The sequence below is a fragment of the Kitasatospora sp. NPDC056138 genome (genome assembly GCF_042264695.1).
Classification (GTDB): Bacteria; Actinomycetota; Actinomycetes; order Streptomycetales; family Streptomycetaceae; genus Kitasatospora.
Genome location: NZ_JBHJVK010000012.1, coordinates 134,391 through 149,894 on the forward strand (window position 1 = coordinate 134,391; position 15,504 = coordinate 149,894).

The window sequence follows — 15,504 nt, forward strand, 5'->3', positions numbered from 1 at the left end:
CCCGGGAGAGGTAGGGTCGTGGGTGGTCGGGGACATCCCAAATTCCACCCCGTCGGCAATAGGGCCGACGTACCTAATAAGGAGATCGGTTCGTGACGATCCGGGTAGGCATCAACGGATTCGGCCGCATCGGCCGCAACTTCTTCCGTGCGGTTAAGGCCCAGGGCGCGGACATCGAGATCGTCGGTGTCAACGACCTGACCGACACGAAGACCCTGGCACACCTGCTCAAGTACGACTCGATCCTGGGCACCTTCCCGGGCGAGGTCAGCCACACCTCCGACAGCATCACCGTCGACGGCAAGACCTTCAAGGTCATCGCCGAGCGCGACCCGGCCAACCTCCCCTGGGGCGAGCTGGGTGCGGACGTCGTCATCGAGTCCACCGGTATCTTCACCAAGGCCGAGGCGGCCAAGAAGCACGTCACCGCCGGCGCCAAGAAGGTCATCATCTCGGCGCCCGCCACCGACGAGGACGTCACCATCGTCATGGGCGTCAACGACGACAAGTACGACCCGGCGAACCACACGGTCATCTCCAACGCCTCCTGCACCACCAACTGCGTGGCGCCGCTGGCGAAGGTGCTGAACGAGAACTTCGGCATCGTCAAGGGCCTGATGACCACGGTCCACGCGTTCACCAACGACCAGGTCACCCTGGACTTCCCGCACAAGGACCTGCGCCGCGCCCGCGCCGCGTCGATCAACATCATCCCGACCTCGACCGGTGCCGCCAAGGCCACCGCGCTGGTCCTGCCGGAGCTCAAGGGCAAGCTGGACGGCACCTCGCTGCGCGTCCCGGTCCCGACCGGCTCGATCACCGACCTGGTCGTGACGCTGGAGCGCGAGGTCACCGTCGAGGAGGTCAACGCGGCCTTCCAGAAGGCGTCCGAGGGCAGCCTCAAGGGCATCCTGCAGTACACCGAGGACCCGATCGTCTCCTCCGACATCGTGAACTCGCCGTTCTCCACGATCTTCGACTCCCTGATGACCATGGTCCAGGGCAACCAGGTCAAGGTCTTCGGCTGGTACGACAACGAGTGGGGCTACTCCAACCGCCTGGTCAACCTGACCACCCTCGTCGGTGGCCAGCTCTGACCTGCCGGAGCTGACGTGATGTAAGGGGCAGGGCCCGGAAGGCAGTCGAGCCGTCCGGGCCCTTCCTCTGCGCACCCTCACTCTTCCTCATGGCACGGTGCTGTGCCGTCGCCAGGCGTCACCTTCCCCCGGGAGAACGAAGTTGAAGACCATCGAAGACCTGGACGTCGCCGGTAAGCGGGTGTTCGTCCGCGCCGACCTCAACGTCCCGCTGTCCGACGGCCGGATCACCGACGACGGCCGGATCCGCGCCGTCGCCCCGACCATCGCCAAGCTGCTGGAGCGCGGCGCCCGCGTGGTCGTCGCCTCGCACCTGGGCCGCCCGAAGGGCGAGCCCGACCCGCAGTTCTCCCTCGCCCCGGTCGCCGTGCGCCTGGGTGAGGTGCTCGGCACGTCCGTCTCGTTCGCCACCGACACGGTGGGCGAGAGCGCGAAGGCCACCGTCGCCGCCCTGGCCGACGGCGAGGTCACGCTGCTCGAGAACCTGCGTTTCAACGCGGGCGAGACCAGCAAGGACGACGCCGAGCGCGGTGCCTTCGCAGACCAGCTGGCCGCCCTGGCCGACGTCTACGTCGGCGACGGCTTCGGCGCGGTGCACCGCAAGCACGCCTCGGTCTACGACCTGCCGGCCCGACTGCCGCACGCCGTCGGCGACCTGATCGCCACCGAGGTCGGCGTACTCAAGCGCCTCACCGACGAGGTCGCCCGTCCGTACGTGGTGGTGCTCGGCGGCGCCAAGGTCTCGGACAAGCTCGGCGTGATCGACAGCCTGCTGGGCAAGGCCGACAAGATCCTGGTCGGCGGCGGCATGGCGTACACCTTCCTCGCGGCCCTGGGTCACGAGGTCGGCATCTCGCTGCTGCAGAAGGACCAGATCCCGACCGTCCTGGAGTACCTGGAGCGGGCGAAGGCCAAGAACGTCGAGTTCGTCCTGCCGGTGGACGTCGCGGTCTCCGCGCACTTCCCGGACACCAAGACGCACGCGCCGGTCGCGGACTTCGAGATCGTCGACGCGGACAAGATCCCCGCGACCAAGGAGGGCCTGGACATCGGCCCGAAGACGCGGGAGCTGTTCGCCTCGAAGCTGGCCGACGCCGCGACGGTGTTCTGGAACGGTCCGGTGGGCGTCTTCGAGCACCCGACGTTCGCCGAGGGCTGCAAGTCCGTCGCTCAGGCCCTGCAGGACAGCGACGCATTCACCGTGGTCGGAGGCGGCGACTCCGCCGCAGCCGTCCGCATCCTGGGCTTCGACGAGACGGAGTTCGGGCACATCTCGACCGGCGGTGGCGCGAGCCTCGAGTACCTGGAGGGCAAGACCCTTCCCGGACTCGCCGCCCTGGAAGGCTGATCGCATGACGACGCGTCTCCCGCTGATGGCGGGCAACTGGAAGATGAACCTCAACCACCTCGAGGCCATCGCCCACACCCAGAAGCTGGCCTTCGCGCTGGCCGAGAAGGACTACGAGGCGGTCGAGGTGGCGATCCTGCCGCCGTTCACCGACCTGCGTTCGGTGCAGACCCTGGTCGACGGCGACAAGCTGAAGATCAAGTACGGCGCCCAGGACCTCTCGGCGCACGACTCCGGTGCGTACACGGGTGAGATCTCCGGGCCGATGCTCGCCAAGCTGAAGTGCACCTACGTGGCCATCGGCCACTCGGAGCGCCGCCAGTACCACGGCGAGAACGAGGAGATCGTCAACGCCAAGGTCAAGGCGGCCTACCGCAACGGCCTGCTGCCGATCCTGTGCATCGGCGAGCCGCTGGAGATCCGCAAGGCCGGCACCCACGTCGAGTACACCCTGGCGCAGCTGGACGGTGCGCTGAAGGACGTCCCGGCGGCCGAGGCCGAGCAGATCGTCGTCGCGTACGAGCCGGTCTGGGCGATCGGCACCGGCGAGGTGGCGACCCCGGAGGACGCCCAGGAGGTCTGCGCGGCGATCCGCGTCCGCCTGGCCGAGCTGTACGACGCCGAGCTGGCCGACAAGGTCCGCATCCTGTACGGCGGTTCGGTGAAGTCCTCCAGCGCGGCCGGTCTGATGGCCAAGGCCGACATCGACGGTGCCCTGATCGGCGGCGCCTCGCTGGACGCCGACGAGTTCGTCAAGATCGTGCGCTACCGCGAGCAGGCAGTAGGCTAACGCCGCCGCAGCAACGTAGGCTTTGGGGCCGGACCGCTTCTGGCGGCCCGGCCCCTTCGCCGAAGATACGAGAGAGTTGGTCCCCGCCGTGGTTCTCGGGTTCTCGATTGCCCTGATCATCTTCAGTCTGCTGATGGTCCTCCTGGTGCTGCTGCACAAGGGGAAGGGCGGCGGCCTGTCCGACATGTTCGGTGGCGGCGCGATGTCGGCCGGCGGCGGCTCCGCGGTGGCCGAGCGCAACCTCGACCGCATCACCATCATCGTGGGCATCGGCTGGTTCGCCTGCATCGTGGTGCTCGGTCTGCTGCTCAAGTACAAGTAGTCCGGCTGCGGTTGCCCGCGGGCAACCGGTCCTTCGGCTCGGCCGAGTCGGCCGGGGAACTGACGGTCCGTCTCCCGGGCGCTTATGCTGAAATGCGCCCGGAGGCGGTGGTGGCAGATCCTTAACTCCCGCTTACACTGGGACGACTTCGCCACCGTCCGCAGATAGCGGCGGGCGGCAGTGGATACGCAGGGAGTCAGACCGTGGCAAGTGGCAACGCCATCCGTGGCAGCAGAGTAGGCGCCGGCCCGATGGGCGAGGCGGAGCGCGGCGAGTCCGCCCCCCGTAACCGGATCTCCTTCTGGTGCGCCAACAAGCACGAGACGCGTCCCAGCTTCGCGGCCGAGGCTGCGATCCCGGACACCTGGGACTGCCCGCGCTGCGGCTTCCCGGCCGGCCAGGACGAGCACAACCCGCCGGCGCCCTCGCGCAACGAGCCGTACAAGACCCACCTCGCGTACGTCCGCGAGCGCCGTACCGACGCGGACGGCGAGGCCATCCTGGCCGAGGCGCTCGCCAAGCTGCGCGGCGAGATCTGAGCGGGCGTCACCGCAGTAACCAGGGCTGGGCCGTTGGCCCGGCCCTATTTTTTTCACCTCGATGAGCCCCGTCGTCGGCCTCGGTTGACGAGCGGGGCTCTCTTGCACCACCATTCCACTAATTAACTAGTGGAATGGTGGTGCAAGTGGTCGACTATCGCATCGACCGGCGAAGTGGAGTCGCCACCTACCTCCAGATCGTGCAGCAGACCAAGCAGGCGCTCAGGCTCGGCCTGCTGGTGCCGGGGGACCGGCTGCCGACCGCCAAGCAGGTGGTGGAAGCCACCGCCATCAATCCGAACACGGTGCTGAAGGCCTACCGGGAACTGGAGCGCGAGGGGCTCGTCGCCCCCCGCCCCGGCCTCGGCACCTTCGTCCTGCGCACGCTCGCGCACGAGGAGGCGGCTCCCGACTCCCCGCTGCGGGCCGAACTGGCGGTCTGGGCCGCCAAGGCACGGCAGACGGGGCTGGACCGGGACGACGTCACCGCGCTGGTCGCGGCCGTGGTCGACGAGGAGTACACGGCCCGTCCCGGGGACGCGGCCGCGAAAGACAAGGGGAACCTATGACCGAGCTGTACTCCGGCGACCCGGGCGGGCACGCCGGGACCCGGATGTCCGCCCTGGAGGCCGACGGCCTCGGCAAGCGCTACCGGCGCGGCTGGGCCCTGCGGAACTGCTCCTTCCGGCTGCCCGCCGGGCGGATCTGCGCGATGGTCGGCCCGAACGGGGCCGGCAAGAGCACCCTGTTGTCCATCGCCGCGCACCTGCTGATGCCCACCGAGGGCACCGTCGAGGTCTTCGGCCGCCCGCTGGACGCCGCGGAGAACCGGGACCGGATCGGGTACGTCGCCCAGGACAAGCCGCTCTACAGCGGCTTCACCGTCGCCGAGACCCTGCGCCTGGGCCGCGACCTCAACCCCGGCTGGGACCAGGCGAAGGCGGAGGCGGTGCTGGCCGGCGGCCGGTTCCCGCGCTCCGCCAGGATCGGCTCGCTCTCCGGCGGCCAGCGCACCCGGGTCTCGCTCGCCGTGGCCCTCGGCAAGCAGCCCGACCTGCTGATCCTGGACGAGCCGATGTCCGACCTCGACCCGGTGGCCCGCCACGAGCTGATGGGCCTGCTGATGGCGGAGGCCGCCGAGCGCGGCACCACCGTCCTGATGTCCTCGCACGTGGTCGCCGAGCTGGAGGACGCCTGCGACTACCTGGTCCTGCTCGCCGACGGCAAGGTCCTCCTTGCGGGTGACATCGAGGAGCTCCTCGACGCCCACCTGCTCGTCACCGCGGCCGTCGCCGAGGACGGGACGCCGGCCGAGCTCGCCCCGCACCAGGTGATCGAGACCCGCCGCAGCGGGCGCCAACTCACCGCACTGGTCCGCCCGCGCGGGCCGCTGCCCGGCAGCTGGCACGCCGAGACACCCACCCTGGAGGAACTCCTGCTGGCCCACCTGCGCGCCTCCGGCGCGCCCGCCCTGCTCACCGACGAGGCCCGCCCGGCCGTTGCGGGGGAGGCGGCATGAGCACCCACCTGAGCACCGCCACCGAGGCCGGGACGCGTACACCGGTCCGTCCGCGGTCGGCCCGGCAGAGCCTCGGCTGGCTGATGTGGCGTCAGCAGCGGCTGACGATCGCCCTCTGGCTGGCCGTCATCGCGGTGGCCGTGGTGGCCTTCCCGTTCCTGCGCAGCGAGATGGTCGACTACATCGACACCAAGCACATCGCCGGCTGCGCCGAGATCAGCCTGGACCCCCGGTGCCAGGGGGTGGGCATGCAGCAGGCGGTGGAGCAGTTCCGGGAGAGCTACGGGCTGCTGATCAAGGGGATCGGCCTGCTGCTCCTGCTGCTGCCCGCGATGGCCGGAGTCTTCGTGGGGGCGCCGCTGTTCGCCCGGGAGCTGGAGAGCGGCACCTGGCGGCTGGTCCTGGCGCAGTCGGTCGGCCGGCGTCGCTGGACGGCCGCCAAACTGGTCACCGCCGGGCTGGTCGGGGCGCTCGGCTCCGCGACGCTGATGATGCTCTACCGCTGGCTCTGGCAGCCCTCCGCAAACGACGTCTCCGGGGTGGCCTGGTCCGCCCGCGTGTTCATCGTCTCCGGCGGGCCGGTACTGATCGCCACCGTGCTGCTGGCGCTGGCGGTCGGCGCGACCGTCGGGGCCCTGCTGGGCCGGGTGGTCCCGGCGATGGGCGTGACCCTCGCGGTGGTCGCGGCGCTCCAGTACGGGATGTCCGTGGTCCGCCCGTACCTGTGGAGTTCGGAAACCATGCTGGTCCCGCGGTCCTCGCTGCCCAACGACGTGTGGGGCTTCGGCCAGGGCTACCAGCTCCCGGACGGCACCCGGCTGGCCATCGACGCCTGTACGTCCAGCAGCGACTACGCGGCCTGCCTGGGCAACGCCAGGGAGTACAGCGAGGTGCACCGCGCCTCGGACTACTGGCCGCTGCAGGGCGTCGAGTCCGGCATCTGCCTGGTGCTGGCCGCCGCGCTGGTGGTGTTCCTGCTGGTCCGTACCCGCCGGTCGGTCTAGACGGCGCGCTCCGGACAGCGGAACGGGGCTGAACGGCGGTGCACCGCACCGCCGTTCAGCCCCGAATGCTCCCGACGGCTAGGCCGGCGGGTAGAGACCGGCCGGGATCTTCGTGGCCGCCGTGCGGTCGAGCAGCCACAGCGTGCGGCTGAGACCGCGGGCGCCGGAGGCCGGCGCCTGGATCTCGCCGGGCCCGGAGAGGGCCATCGCGACGGCGTCGGCCTTGTCCTCGCCGGCCGCGAGCAGCCAGACCTCGCGCGCCGCCCGGATGGCCGGAAGGGTGAGCGAGATCCGGGTGGGCGGCGGCTTGGGCGCCCCGCGCACGCCGATCACGGTCAGCTCGCGCTCCCGGACACCCGGGTGCTCGGGGAAGAGCGAGGCGACATGGGTGTCCGGGCCGACGCCGAGCAGCAGCACGTCGAAGGCCGGGACACCGGCGTGGTCGCCGGGGCCGGCCGCGTGGGCCAGCTCCTGGGCGTACCGCGCGGCGGCGGCCTCCACGTCGGAGCCGTCCACCCCGTCCGAGGCGGGCATCTCGTGCACCCGCGCCGGGTCGAGCGGGACGGCGTCGAGCAGCTCGGCCCGCGCCTGGACGGCGTTCCGGTCCGGGTCCGCGGCGGGGACGAAGCGCTCGTCGCCCCACCAGAGCTCCAGGTTGGCCCAGTCCACCGCGTCGCGCGCCGGGGAGGCGGCGATCGCGGCGAGCAGGGCGTTGCCGTTGCGCCCGCCCGTGAGCACCACCGAAGCGGTGCCACGGGCGGCCTGGGCGTCCACGATCCGGGTGATCAGCCGGGCGGCGGTCGCCTGGGCCATCAGCTCCTTGTCGCGGTGGACGACCAGCTGCGGGGTGGTGGCAGCCGTCACGATGCCGACCGCTTCCGGGGAGCGGCCTTCTTCGCGGCGCCCTTCTCGGCCTTGTCGTCCTCGGCCGCATCGGCCGCGCCGTCCGCTGCTGCGCCGTCCGCTGCTGCGCCGTCCGCTGCCGCGCCGTCCGCGCCCGCGGCCGACTGCGGGTCCGCGGACTGCGGGTCCGCCGGGGCGGGCTCCTGCAGCCGGTCGACCGGGGTGCGGACGGCGGTCGCGTAGATGTCGTCCGGGTCGAGGCGACGCAGCTCCTCGGCGATCAGCTCCGAGGTCTCCCGGCGCTTGAGCGCGACCTGGCGGTCGGGCGAACCGGGCATGGAGAGCGTGCCCATCAGGCCGTCCGGGCGGTCCAGGACGATGGCGCCGTCCTTGGTGCGCAGGGTGACCGAGGTGATCCCGGGCCCCGCCGTGACCACCCGCTCGACCGGGACGCGCAGCCGGGTCATCAGCCACAGCCCGAGCAGCTCGACGCTCGGGTTGTAGGGCTCGCCCTCGACCACGGCGGAGACGATCTTCGCCGGATGCTGGTCCAGGGCCGCGGCCAGCATGGAGCGCCAGCCGGTGATCCGGGTCCAGGCCAGGTCGGTGTCGCCGGGGGCGTAGCTCTCGGCCCGCTGGGCGAGCTGGCCGACCGGGGACTCCGCGGTGACCGCGTCGGTGATCCGGCGCTGGGCGAGCGCGCCCAGCGGGTCCTGGGCCGGGTGCTGGGGTGCGTTCTCCGGCCACCAGACCACCACGGGGGCGTCGGGCAGCAGCAGCGGCAGCACCACCGACTGGGCGTGCGCGGTGAGTTCACCGTGCATGCGCAGGATGACGGTCTCGCCCGAACCGGCGTCCGAGCCGACCAGGATCTCGGCGTCCAGCCGGGTCTCGGCCCGGGCCCGGGGCGAGCGTCCGGCGCGCTTGATCACCGCGAGGGTGCGGTTCGGGTGCTCGCGCGAGGCGTCGTTGGCGGCCTTGAGCGCGTCGTAGGCACTGCCCTCGTCGGTGACGATGACGAGGGTGAGCACCATGCCGGCGGCGCCGGCTCCGCTGGCCCGGCGGGCGTCCATCAGCGAAGCGTTGATCTTGCTGGACGTGGTGTTGGTCAGGTCGATCTTCATGGCCGACGCCAGCTCCTGCCGTCTCGTGCGAGCATCTCGTCCGCCTCGGCGGGCCCCCAGGTCCCGGCCGGGTACTGGGCGGGCTTGCCGTGGGTGTCCCAGTACTTCTCGATCGGGTCGAGGATCCGCCAGGAGAGCTCGACCTCCTGGTGCCGGGGGAACAGGTTGGCGTCGCCGAGCAGGACGTCCAGGATGAGCCGCTCGTACGCCTCCGGGCTGGACTCGGTGAAGGACTCGCCGTACTGGAAGTCCATGGTGACGTCGCGCACCTCGAAGGAGGTGCCGGGCACCTTGGAGCCGAACCGCACCGTCACGCCCTCGTCCGGCTGCACCCGGATGACCAGCGCGTTCTGCCCCAGCTCCTCGGTCGCGTAGGCGTCGAAGGGCAGGTACGGGGCGCGCTTGAAGACCACCGCGATCTCGGTGACCCGGCGGCCCAGGCGCTTGCCGGTGCGCAGGTAGAACGGGACGCCCGCCCAGCGGCGGTTGTTGATCTCCAGCTTGATCGCCGCGTAGGTGTCGGTCTTGGAGTTGGGGTCGATGCCGTCCTCGTCCAGGTACCCGAGCACCTCCTCGCCGCCCTGCCAGCCGGCCGCGTACTGGCCGCGCACGGTGTGCTTGCCCAGGTCGGCCGGGAGCTTGACCGCGCTCAGCACCTTGAGCTTCTCGGCGACCAGCGCCTTCGGGTGGAAGGACGCGGGCTCCTCGATCGCGGTGAGGGCCATCAGCTGGATCAGGTGGTTCTGGATGACGTCCCGGGCGGCGCCGATGCCGTCGTAGTACCCGGCCCGGCCGCCGATGCCGATGTCCTCGGCCATGGTGATCTGCACGTGGTCGACGTACGACCGGTTCCAGATCGGCTCGAACATCGTGTTGGCGAACCGGAGCGCCAGGATGTTCTGGACCGTCTCCTTGCCCAGGTAGTGGTCGATCCGGAAGACCTCGTCCCGGGGGAAGACCTCGTGGACGATCCGGTTCAGCTCCTGGGCGCTCTCCAGGTCGTGGCCGAACGGCTTCTCGATCACCGCGCGGCGCCAGGAGCCCTGCGGCGGGTCGGCCAGACCGTGCTTCTTGAGCTGCTGGACCACGATCGGGAAGGACTTCGGCGGCACCGACAGGTAGAAGGCGAAGTTGCCGCTGGTGCCCTGCGCGGCGTCCAGGTCCTCGATCGTCTTGCGCAGGCTCTCGAAGGCGTCGTCGTCGTCGAAGCTGCCCTGGATGAAGCGCATGCCCTTGGCGAGCTGCTGCCAGACCTCCTCCCGGAAGGGAGTGCGGGCGTGCAGCTTGACCGCGTCGTGGACCTCCTTCGCGAAGTCCTCGTCCTCCCACTCACGGCGGGCGAAGCCGACGAGCGAGAAGCCCGGCGGCAGCAGACCGCGGTTGGCGAGGTCGTAGATGGCCGGCATCAGCTTCTTGCGCGACAGGTCGCCGGTGACACCGAAGATGACCAGGCCCGACGGCCCCGCGATGCGCGGGAGCCGTCGGTCTGCGGGATCCCGCAGGGGGTTCGAGGGTACGAGCGGGGGTTCGCCCTGCTCGACCTCGGGGAAGTCAGTGCTCACTGGAGTGGCTCCGCTTTCGGTGGATGTGAGCGGGTGAGATCACTTCTCGGTGGCGAAGCCGGCCAGGCTGGCGGTGACGGTGTCGAGCAGCTCGTTCCAGGACTGCTCGAACTTGCTTACGCCCTCGTCCTCCAGCACCTGGACGACATCGTCGTAGTCGACACCGGCGGCGGCGATGGCGTCCATCACGGCCTTGGCGTCGGCGTAGTTGGTGGTGATGGTGTCACCGGTGACCTGGCCGTGGTCGTCGGTGGCGTCCAGGGTGGCCTCGGGCATGGTGTTCACGGTGCCGGGGGCAACCAGCTCGGTGACGTACATGGTGTCCGGCAGGGCCGGGTCCTTGACGCCGGTGGAGGCCCACAGCGGGCGCTGGGCCTTGGCGCCGGCGGCCTCCAGGGCCTTCCAGCGGTCACTGGAGAACACCTCCTCGTACGCCTGGTAGGCGAGGCGGGCGTTGGCCACCGCGGCCTTGGAGCGGAGCTCCTTGGCCTCGCCGCCGATCTTGTCCAGGCGCTTGTCGATCTCGGTGTCCACGCGGGAGACGAAGAACGAGGCGACCGACTCGATCTGCGAGAGGTCGAGGCCGGCGGCCTTGGCCTGCTCCAGACCGGTCAGGTAGGCGTCCATCACCGCGCGGTAGCGCTCCAGCGAGAAGATCAGCGTGACGTTGACGCTGATGCCCTTGGCGAGCACGGCGGAGATGGCGGGCAGCCCGGCCTTGGTGGCGGGGATCTTGATGAACACGTTCGGGCGGTCGACCAGCCACCACAGCTGCTTCGCCTCGGCGACGGTCGGCTCGGTCTCGTGCGCCAGGCGCGGGTCGACCTCGATGGAGACCCGGCCGTCGCGGCCGTTGGAGGCGTCGTAGACCGGGCGCAGCACGTCGGCCGCGTCGCGCACGTCCGAGGTGGTGATCATGCGGACGGCCTCGTCGGTGGTGACCTTGCGGACCGCCAGGTCCTTCAGCTGGCCCTGGTAGGCGGCGCTGCCGCCGCCGATGGCCTTCTGGAAGATGGTCGGGTTGGTGGTGACGCCCACCACGTGCTTGCTCTGCACCAGTTCGGCCAGGTTCCCGCTGTTCAGCCGGTCGCGGCTGAGGTCGTCCAGCCAGATCGCCACGCCTTCGTCGCTGAGGCGCTTCAGTGCGTCAGTCATGGTGCTTCATCCTCTTCTTCGTCTTCGTTCGTCTGCTGTGGGGTGGTCAGACGGGCCGGGGCACCCGATGTGCGGTCGGCCACCCCGGCCCAGGTGTCCCTTAGCGGGAGACGGCCTCGACCGTGCGGAGCGAGGCGCGGGCGGCGTTGGCAACGGCGTCGGCGGTCAGGCCGAACTCGTTGAACAGCACCTTGTAGTCGGCGGACGCGCCGTAGTGCTCCAGGCTGATGATCCGACCGGCGTCGCCGACCAGCTCGCGCCAGCCCTGGGCGATGCCGGCCTCGACCGAGACGCGGGCCCGGACGTTCGGCGGCAGCACGCTGTCGCGGTACGCCTGGTCCTGCTCGTTGAACCACTCGATCGAGGGCATGGACACCACGCGGGTGGCGATGCCGTCGGCCTCCAGGGCCTCGCGCGCCTGGACGGCGAGCTGGACCTCGGAGCCGGTGCCGATCAGGATCACCTGCGGGGCGCTGGTGGACGCCTCGGCCAGCACGTAACCGCCCCTGGCGGCGCCGTCGGCCGAGTGGAAGACCTCGCGGTCGAAGGTCGGCACGCCCTGGCGGGTGAGCGCCAGGCCGACCGGGCCGGGGCGGCTGGCGTGCCGCTCGGTGATGGCGCGCCAGACGACGGCCGTCTCGTTGGCGTCGGCCGGGCGGACCACCGACAGGCCGGGGATGGCGCGCAGCGCGGCCAGGTGCTCGACCGGCTGGTGGGTCGGGCCGTCCTCGCCGAGGCCGATCGAGTCGTGCGTCCAGACGTAGGTGACCGGGAGCTTCATCAGCGCGGCGAGGCGGACGGCCGGGCGCATGTAGTCGGAGAACACCAGGAAGGTGCCGCCGAAGACCCGGGTGTTGCCGTGCAGCGCGATGCCGTTCATGGTCGAGCCCATGGCGTGCTCGCGGATGCCGAAGTGGATCGTCCGGCCGTAGGGGCTGGCCGACTTCAGCGCGTTGCCCTCGGGCAGGAAGGAGCTGTCCTCGTCGATGGTGGTGAGGTTGGACTCCGCGAGGTCGGCCGAGCCGCCCCACAGCTCCGGGATCACCGAGCCGAGCGCCTTGAGGGTGTCGCCGCTGGCCTTGCGGGTGGCGACGTCCTTGCCGGCCGGGAAGACCGGGAAGGCCTTCTCCCAGCCGTCGGGGAGCTCGCCGGCGGTGATCCGGTCGAACTCGGCGGCGCGCTCCGGGTTGGCCTCGCGCCAGGCGTGGAAGCCCTTCTCCCACTCGTGGCGCGTGGCCTTCCCGCGCTGGACGACCTCGCGGGCGTGGTCGACGACCGCGTCGGAGACCTCGAAGTGCTTCTGCGGGTCGAAGCCCAGCACCTTCTTGGTGGCGGCGATCTCGGCCTCGCCGAGCGCCGAGCCGTGCGCCTTGGCGGTGTCCTGGGCGTTCGGGGCCGGCCAGGCGATGATGGTGCGCATCGCGATCATCGACGGACGGCCGGTCTCGGCACGGGCCGCGTCCAGCGCGGTCGCCAGGGCCTGCACGTCGATGTCGCCGTCGGCCTTCGGGGTGACCCGCTGGACGTGCCAGCCGTACGCCTCGTAGCGGGCCAGGACGTCCTCGGAGAAGGCGGTCTCGGTGTCGCCCTCGATCGAGATGTGGTTGTCGTCGTAGAGCGCGACCAGGTTGCCCAGCTTCTGGTGGCCCGCCAGCGAGGACGCCTCGGCGGAGATGCCCTCCTCGAGGTCGCCGTCGGAGACGATGGCCCAGATGGTGTGGTCGAACGGGGACTCGCCCGCCGGGGCCTCGGGGTCGAACAGGCCGCGCTCGTACCGGGCGGCCATCGCCATGCCCACCGCGTTGGCGATGCCCTGGCCCAGCGGGCCCGTGGTGGTCTCGACGCCGGCGGTGTGGCCGTGCTCCGGGTGGCCCGGGGTGCGGCTGCCCGCGACGCGGAAGGCCTTGAGGTCGTCCAGCGACAGCCCGTAGCCCGAGAGGTACAGCTGGGTGTACAGCGTCAGCGAGGTGTGCCCGGGCGAGAGCACGAAGCGGTCGCGGCCGGCCCAGGAGGGGTCGGTGGGGTCGTGGCGCAGGAAACGCTGGAAGATCAGGTACGCCGCGGGGGCCAGCGACATGGCCGTCCCCGGGTGGCCGTTGCCCACCTTCTGGACGGCGTCCATGGCCAGGACCCGGGCGGTGTCGACCGTCCGCTGGTCCAGTTCGGTCCACTCGAATGTGTTCGTCGGCGTGGTGCTCACCCTGAGTCAGGGCTCCTTCCATAAATGAAGAGTGACCCCGTGAGGGACCGGTCGGCCACGTCATTGTGGTCCTGACGTTATTTAGGTGCCGGTCACGGAGGGTTGATCCCGCTTCTCTGTGCGAGCCTACCGCCAGACCGGGCCTCACCCTGCGTGCCGGGACAACCAGGAGTTCGTGGCCGCGGTTCCCGGAGGAGGCCGCACACACCTTGTCCTACCCTGACCCGGATCGATCGGCTTTGCGCGTCCACAGGACAAGACGGGCGAGCAGGCGGTTTGCGGGGGTTCACCCGGCGGTGTGCGCTTGCGCCTCGCCGGGGTACCCCGAGGCCGGTGCGGAGATATGGAGCGTCTAAGGTGGCGTGGTACGCGCAGCGCGGTCGTGACGGCAACCAAGCGGTCCCAAGGGCGCCTGTGAAGATTCATCTTGAGTTGGGGTGTTCGTGACCGCCGTCGAGAGCCGCCCTGCCGGGGCGGTCGGGGCGAGCCCTGCGCGCCGGCCGTTCGGGGCCCGTGTAGGGGCATTCGTCGCACTGACCAAGCCTCGGATCATCGAGCTGCTGCTGATGAGCACCGTCCCGGTGATGTTCCTGGCACAGCGTGGGGTTCCCAACCTGCTGCTGGTCCTGTATGTCGTCGTCGGCGGCTACCTGTCGGCAGGCGGCGCCAATGCGCTCAACATGTACATCGACCGCGACATCGACGCGGTGATGTCCCGGACCGAGCGCCGCCCGATCGTCACCGGCATGGTGTCGCCGCGCGAGGCGCTGGTCTTCGGTATCGCGCTGGCGGTCGGTTCCACGCTCTTCCTCGGGCTGCTGGTGAACTGGCTGTCCGCCGGGCTGGCGCTGTCCGCCCTGCTGTTCTACGTCTTCGTCTACACGCTCGGCCTCAAGCGGCGGACCACCCAGAACATCGTCTGGGGCGGCATCGCGGGCTGCATGCCGGTCTTCGTCGGCTGGGCGGCGGTGACCGACTCGCTGTCCTGGTCGGCGCTGGTGCTCTTCCTGGTGATCTTCTTCTGGACGCCGCCGCACTACTGGCCGCTCTCGATGAAGGTCCGTGAGGACTACGAGAAGGCCGGGGTGCCGATGCTCCCGGTGCTCAAGGGCAACCTGGCGGTGGCCAAGCAGATCGTCATCTACTCCTGGGTGATGGTGGCCGTCTCGCTGGCCCTGTGGCCGCTGGCGCACACCACCCTGCTCTACCCGGCCGCGGCGGTGGTGCTCGGTGCCTTCTGGCTCAAGGAGGCGCACGGCCTGTACGCCAGGGCCAAGGCCGGGATCGTGGGAGCCGCGCTGAAGGAGATGCGGCTCTTCCACTGGTCCATCACCTACCTCTCACTACTCTTCGTAGTCGTCGCGGTGGATCCGTTCCTCTGACCGACCCTCCGGAAAGGCCCGACCTGCCCAGGTCGGGCCTTTCTGTGTCAGATGGCCGGGGGTTCTCCGTCAGGTGCCGCCTGCCGCTGCCGACCGCCGTCGACCGCCACCGGGCGGCAGCGCCCGTGCGGCCCGGGCGCGAGGACGACGGGGGTGTGGCCCGCCGCACACGGCGCTCCCGTCGCCAGCCTGACTACTGGTCGGTAGCATGCGGGCATGACCAGCGCAGAGACCGCCACCACCGCCCCGCAGGACGCGCGCGCCGAGCGCCGCGCCAAGCGCATCGCCAAGCACATCGACAGCTTCGCCCGGCAGCACGGCGGCACCGCCGAGGGCGTGGTCGAGTACGTCGGCCGGACCGCCACCCGGATCGTCCTGGTGGGCGCGGACGGCGCGTGGGGCGACCAGGTCGCCCCGACCTACGCCATCGGCCGCCGGGCCGCCGAACTGTCCGGGCTGACGCTGCACGACAGCTTCGAGGGCGAGCTGGGCCTCAAGGTGAAGACCGGCGGGTACGAGTGGAAGCGGATGGCCGGGATCCAGATCGGCGGCTGAAGCCTCCCGCCGGGGAAGCCCTTCAACGAGCGCACAGGGGCGCGGGGACCGCGCGAGATTTCGT

The 15,504-nt window shown here is 70.7% G+C and carries 15 protein-coding genes; 10 read left to right on the plus strand and 5 right to left on the minus strand.

Annotated features, from left to right (window positions below; translation table 11 throughout):
- Positions 1–92: 92 nt before the first annotated feature.
- From gap to ACFC1R_RS11450, 8 genes are all read left to right on the plus strand, one after another.
- Positions 93–1,097 (plus strand): type I glyceraldehyde-3-phosphate dehydrogenase, encoded by a 1,005-nt coding sequence (gap, locus tag ACFC1R_RS11415; RefSeq protein ID WP_375936363.1) that lies wholly within the window; start codon positions 93–95, stop codon positions 1,095–1,097.
- 142 nt (positions 1,098–1,239) lie between these two features.
- Positions 1,240–2,445: a phosphoglycerate kinase gene (locus tag ACFC1R_RS11420; protein WP_375936366.1), complete on the plus strand. Its 1,206-nt coding sequence runs from the start codon at positions 1,240–1,242 to the stop codon at positions 2,443–2,445.
- 4 nt (positions 2,446–2,449) lie between these two features.
- Positions 2,450–3,235 carry a triose-phosphate isomerase gene (tpiA, locus tag ACFC1R_RS11425; RefSeq protein WP_375936369.1) on the plus strand — a complete coding sequence of 262 codons (786 nt, stop codon included), beginning with the start codon at positions 2,450–2,452 and terminating at the stop codon, positions 3,233–3,235.
- An 88-nt stretch (positions 3,236–3,323) separates the two neighbouring features.
- Positions 3,324–3,557 carry a preprotein translocase subunit SecG gene (secG, locus tag ACFC1R_RS11430; RefSeq protein ID WP_045300667.1) on the plus strand — a complete coding sequence of 78 codons (234 nt, stop codon included), beginning with the start codon at positions 3,324–3,326 and terminating at the stop codon, positions 3,555–3,557.
- 203 nt (positions 3,558–3,760) lie between these two features.
- Positions 3,761–4,096, plus strand: coding sequence for an RNA polymerase-binding protein RbpA (locus ACFC1R_RS11435; protein WP_082119361.1), 336 nt, complete (start codon positions 3,761–3,763; stop codon positions 4,094–4,096).
- Positions 4,097–4,230: 134 nt separating this feature from the next.
- Positions 4,231–4,665 (plus strand): GntR family transcriptional regulator, encoded by a 435-nt coding sequence (locus tag ACFC1R_RS11440; RefSeq protein WP_375936374.1) that lies wholly within the window; start codon positions 4,231–4,233, stop codon positions 4,663–4,665.
- Positions 4,662–5,615 (plus strand): ABC transporter ATP-binding protein, encoded by a 954-nt coding sequence (locus tag ACFC1R_RS11445; RefSeq protein ID WP_375936377.1) that lies wholly within the window; start codon positions 4,662–4,664, stop codon positions 5,613–5,615. The genes ACFC1R_RS11440 and ACFC1R_RS11445 overlap by 4 nt, the downstream gene beginning before the upstream one ends.
- Positions 5,612–6,619, plus strand: coding sequence for an ABC transporter permease (locus ACFC1R_RS11450; RefSeq protein WP_375936380.1), 1,008 nt, complete (start codon positions 5,612–5,614; stop codon positions 6,617–6,619). Before ACFC1R_RS11445 ends, ACFC1R_RS11450 begins: the two co-directional genes overlap by 4 nt.
- A gap of 78 nt (positions 6,620–6,697) precedes the next feature.
- Here ACFC1R_RS11450 and pgl read toward each other — a convergent pair whose 3' ends face one another.
- From pgl to tkt, 5 genes are all read right to left on the minus strand, one after another.
- Positions 6,698–7,483, minus strand: a complete 786-nt coding sequence (pgl, locus tag ACFC1R_RS11455) for a 6-phosphogluconolactonase (RefSeq protein ID WP_375936383.1) — start codon at positions 7,481–7,483, stop codon at positions 6,698–6,700.
- Positions 7,480–8,586, minus strand: coding sequence for a glucose-6-phosphate dehydrogenase assembly protein OpcA (gene opcA / locus ACFC1R_RS11460; RefSeq protein WP_375936386.1), 1,107 nt, complete (start codon positions 8,584–8,586; stop codon positions 7,480–7,482). Before opcA ends, pgl begins: the two co-directional genes overlap by 4 nt.
- Positions 8,583–10,148, minus strand: a complete 1,566-nt coding sequence (gene zwf / locus ACFC1R_RS11465) for a glucose-6-phosphate dehydrogenase (RefSeq protein ID WP_375936389.1) — start codon at positions 10,146–10,148, stop codon at positions 8,583–8,585. The genes opcA and zwf overlap by 4 nt, the downstream gene beginning before the upstream one ends.
- Before the next feature lie 39 nt (positions 10,149–10,187).
- Positions 10,188–11,303, minus strand: coding sequence for a transaldolase (gene tal, locus ACFC1R_RS11470; RefSeq protein ID WP_375936392.1), 1,116 nt, complete (start codon positions 11,301–11,303; stop codon positions 10,188–10,190).
- Between the two features lie 100 nt (positions 11,304–11,403).
- Positions 11,404–13,503 (minus strand): transketolase, encoded by a 2,100-nt coding sequence (tkt, locus tag ACFC1R_RS11475; RefSeq protein ID WP_375936395.1) that lies wholly within the window; start codon positions 13,501–13,503, stop codon positions 11,404–11,406.
- Between the two features lie 437 nt (positions 13,504–13,940).
- On the opposite strand from tkt, the gene ACFC1R_RS11480 reads away from it, so the two are divergent.
- Both ACFC1R_RS11480 and ACFC1R_RS11485 read left to right on the plus strand, forming a co-directional pair.
- Positions 13,941–14,885 carry a heme o synthase gene (locus tag ACFC1R_RS11480; protein ID WP_375936398.1) on the plus strand — a complete coding sequence of 315 codons (945 nt, stop codon included), beginning with the start codon at positions 13,941–13,943 and terminating at the stop codon, positions 14,883–14,885.
- A 216-nt stretch (positions 14,886–15,101) separates the two neighbouring features.
- Entirely contained in the window at positions 15,102–15,440 is a 339-nt protein-coding gene (locus ACFC1R_RS11485; RefSeq protein WP_375936400.1) for a hypothetical protein, read from the plus strand.
- Positions 15,441–15,504 lie beyond the last annotated feature (64 nt).

Excerpts from the sequence above, each read along its gene's own strand:
- tpiA (WP_375936369.1), top strand. The coding sequence starts at position 2,450 with ATGACGACGCGTCTCCCGCTGATGGCGGGCAACTGGAAGATGAACCTC.
- ACFC1R_RS11440 (WP_375936374.1), top strand. The coding sequence starts at position 4,231 with ATGGTGGTGCAAGTGGTCGACTATCGCATCGACCGGCGAAGTGGAGTC.
- ACFC1R_RS11445 (WP_375936377.1), top strand. The coding sequence starts at position 4,662 with ATGACCGAGCTGTACTCCGGCGACCCGGGCGGGCACGCCGGGACCCGG.
- ACFC1R_RS11450 (WP_375936380.1), top strand. The coding sequence starts at position 5,612 with ATGAGCACCCACCTGAGCACCGCCACCGAGGCCGGGACGCGTACACCG.
- opcA (WP_375936386.1), bottom strand. The coding sequence starts at position 8,586 with ATGAAGATCGACCTGACCAACACCACGTCCAGCAAGATCAACGCTTCG.
- tal (WP_375936392.1), bottom strand. The coding sequence starts at position 11,303 with ATGACTGACGCACTGAAGCGCCTCAGCGACGAAGGCGTGGCGATCTGG.
- ACFC1R_RS11485 (WP_375936400.1), top strand. The coding sequence starts at position 15,102 with ATGACCAGCGCAGAGACCGCCACCACCGCCCCGCAGGACGCGCGCGCC.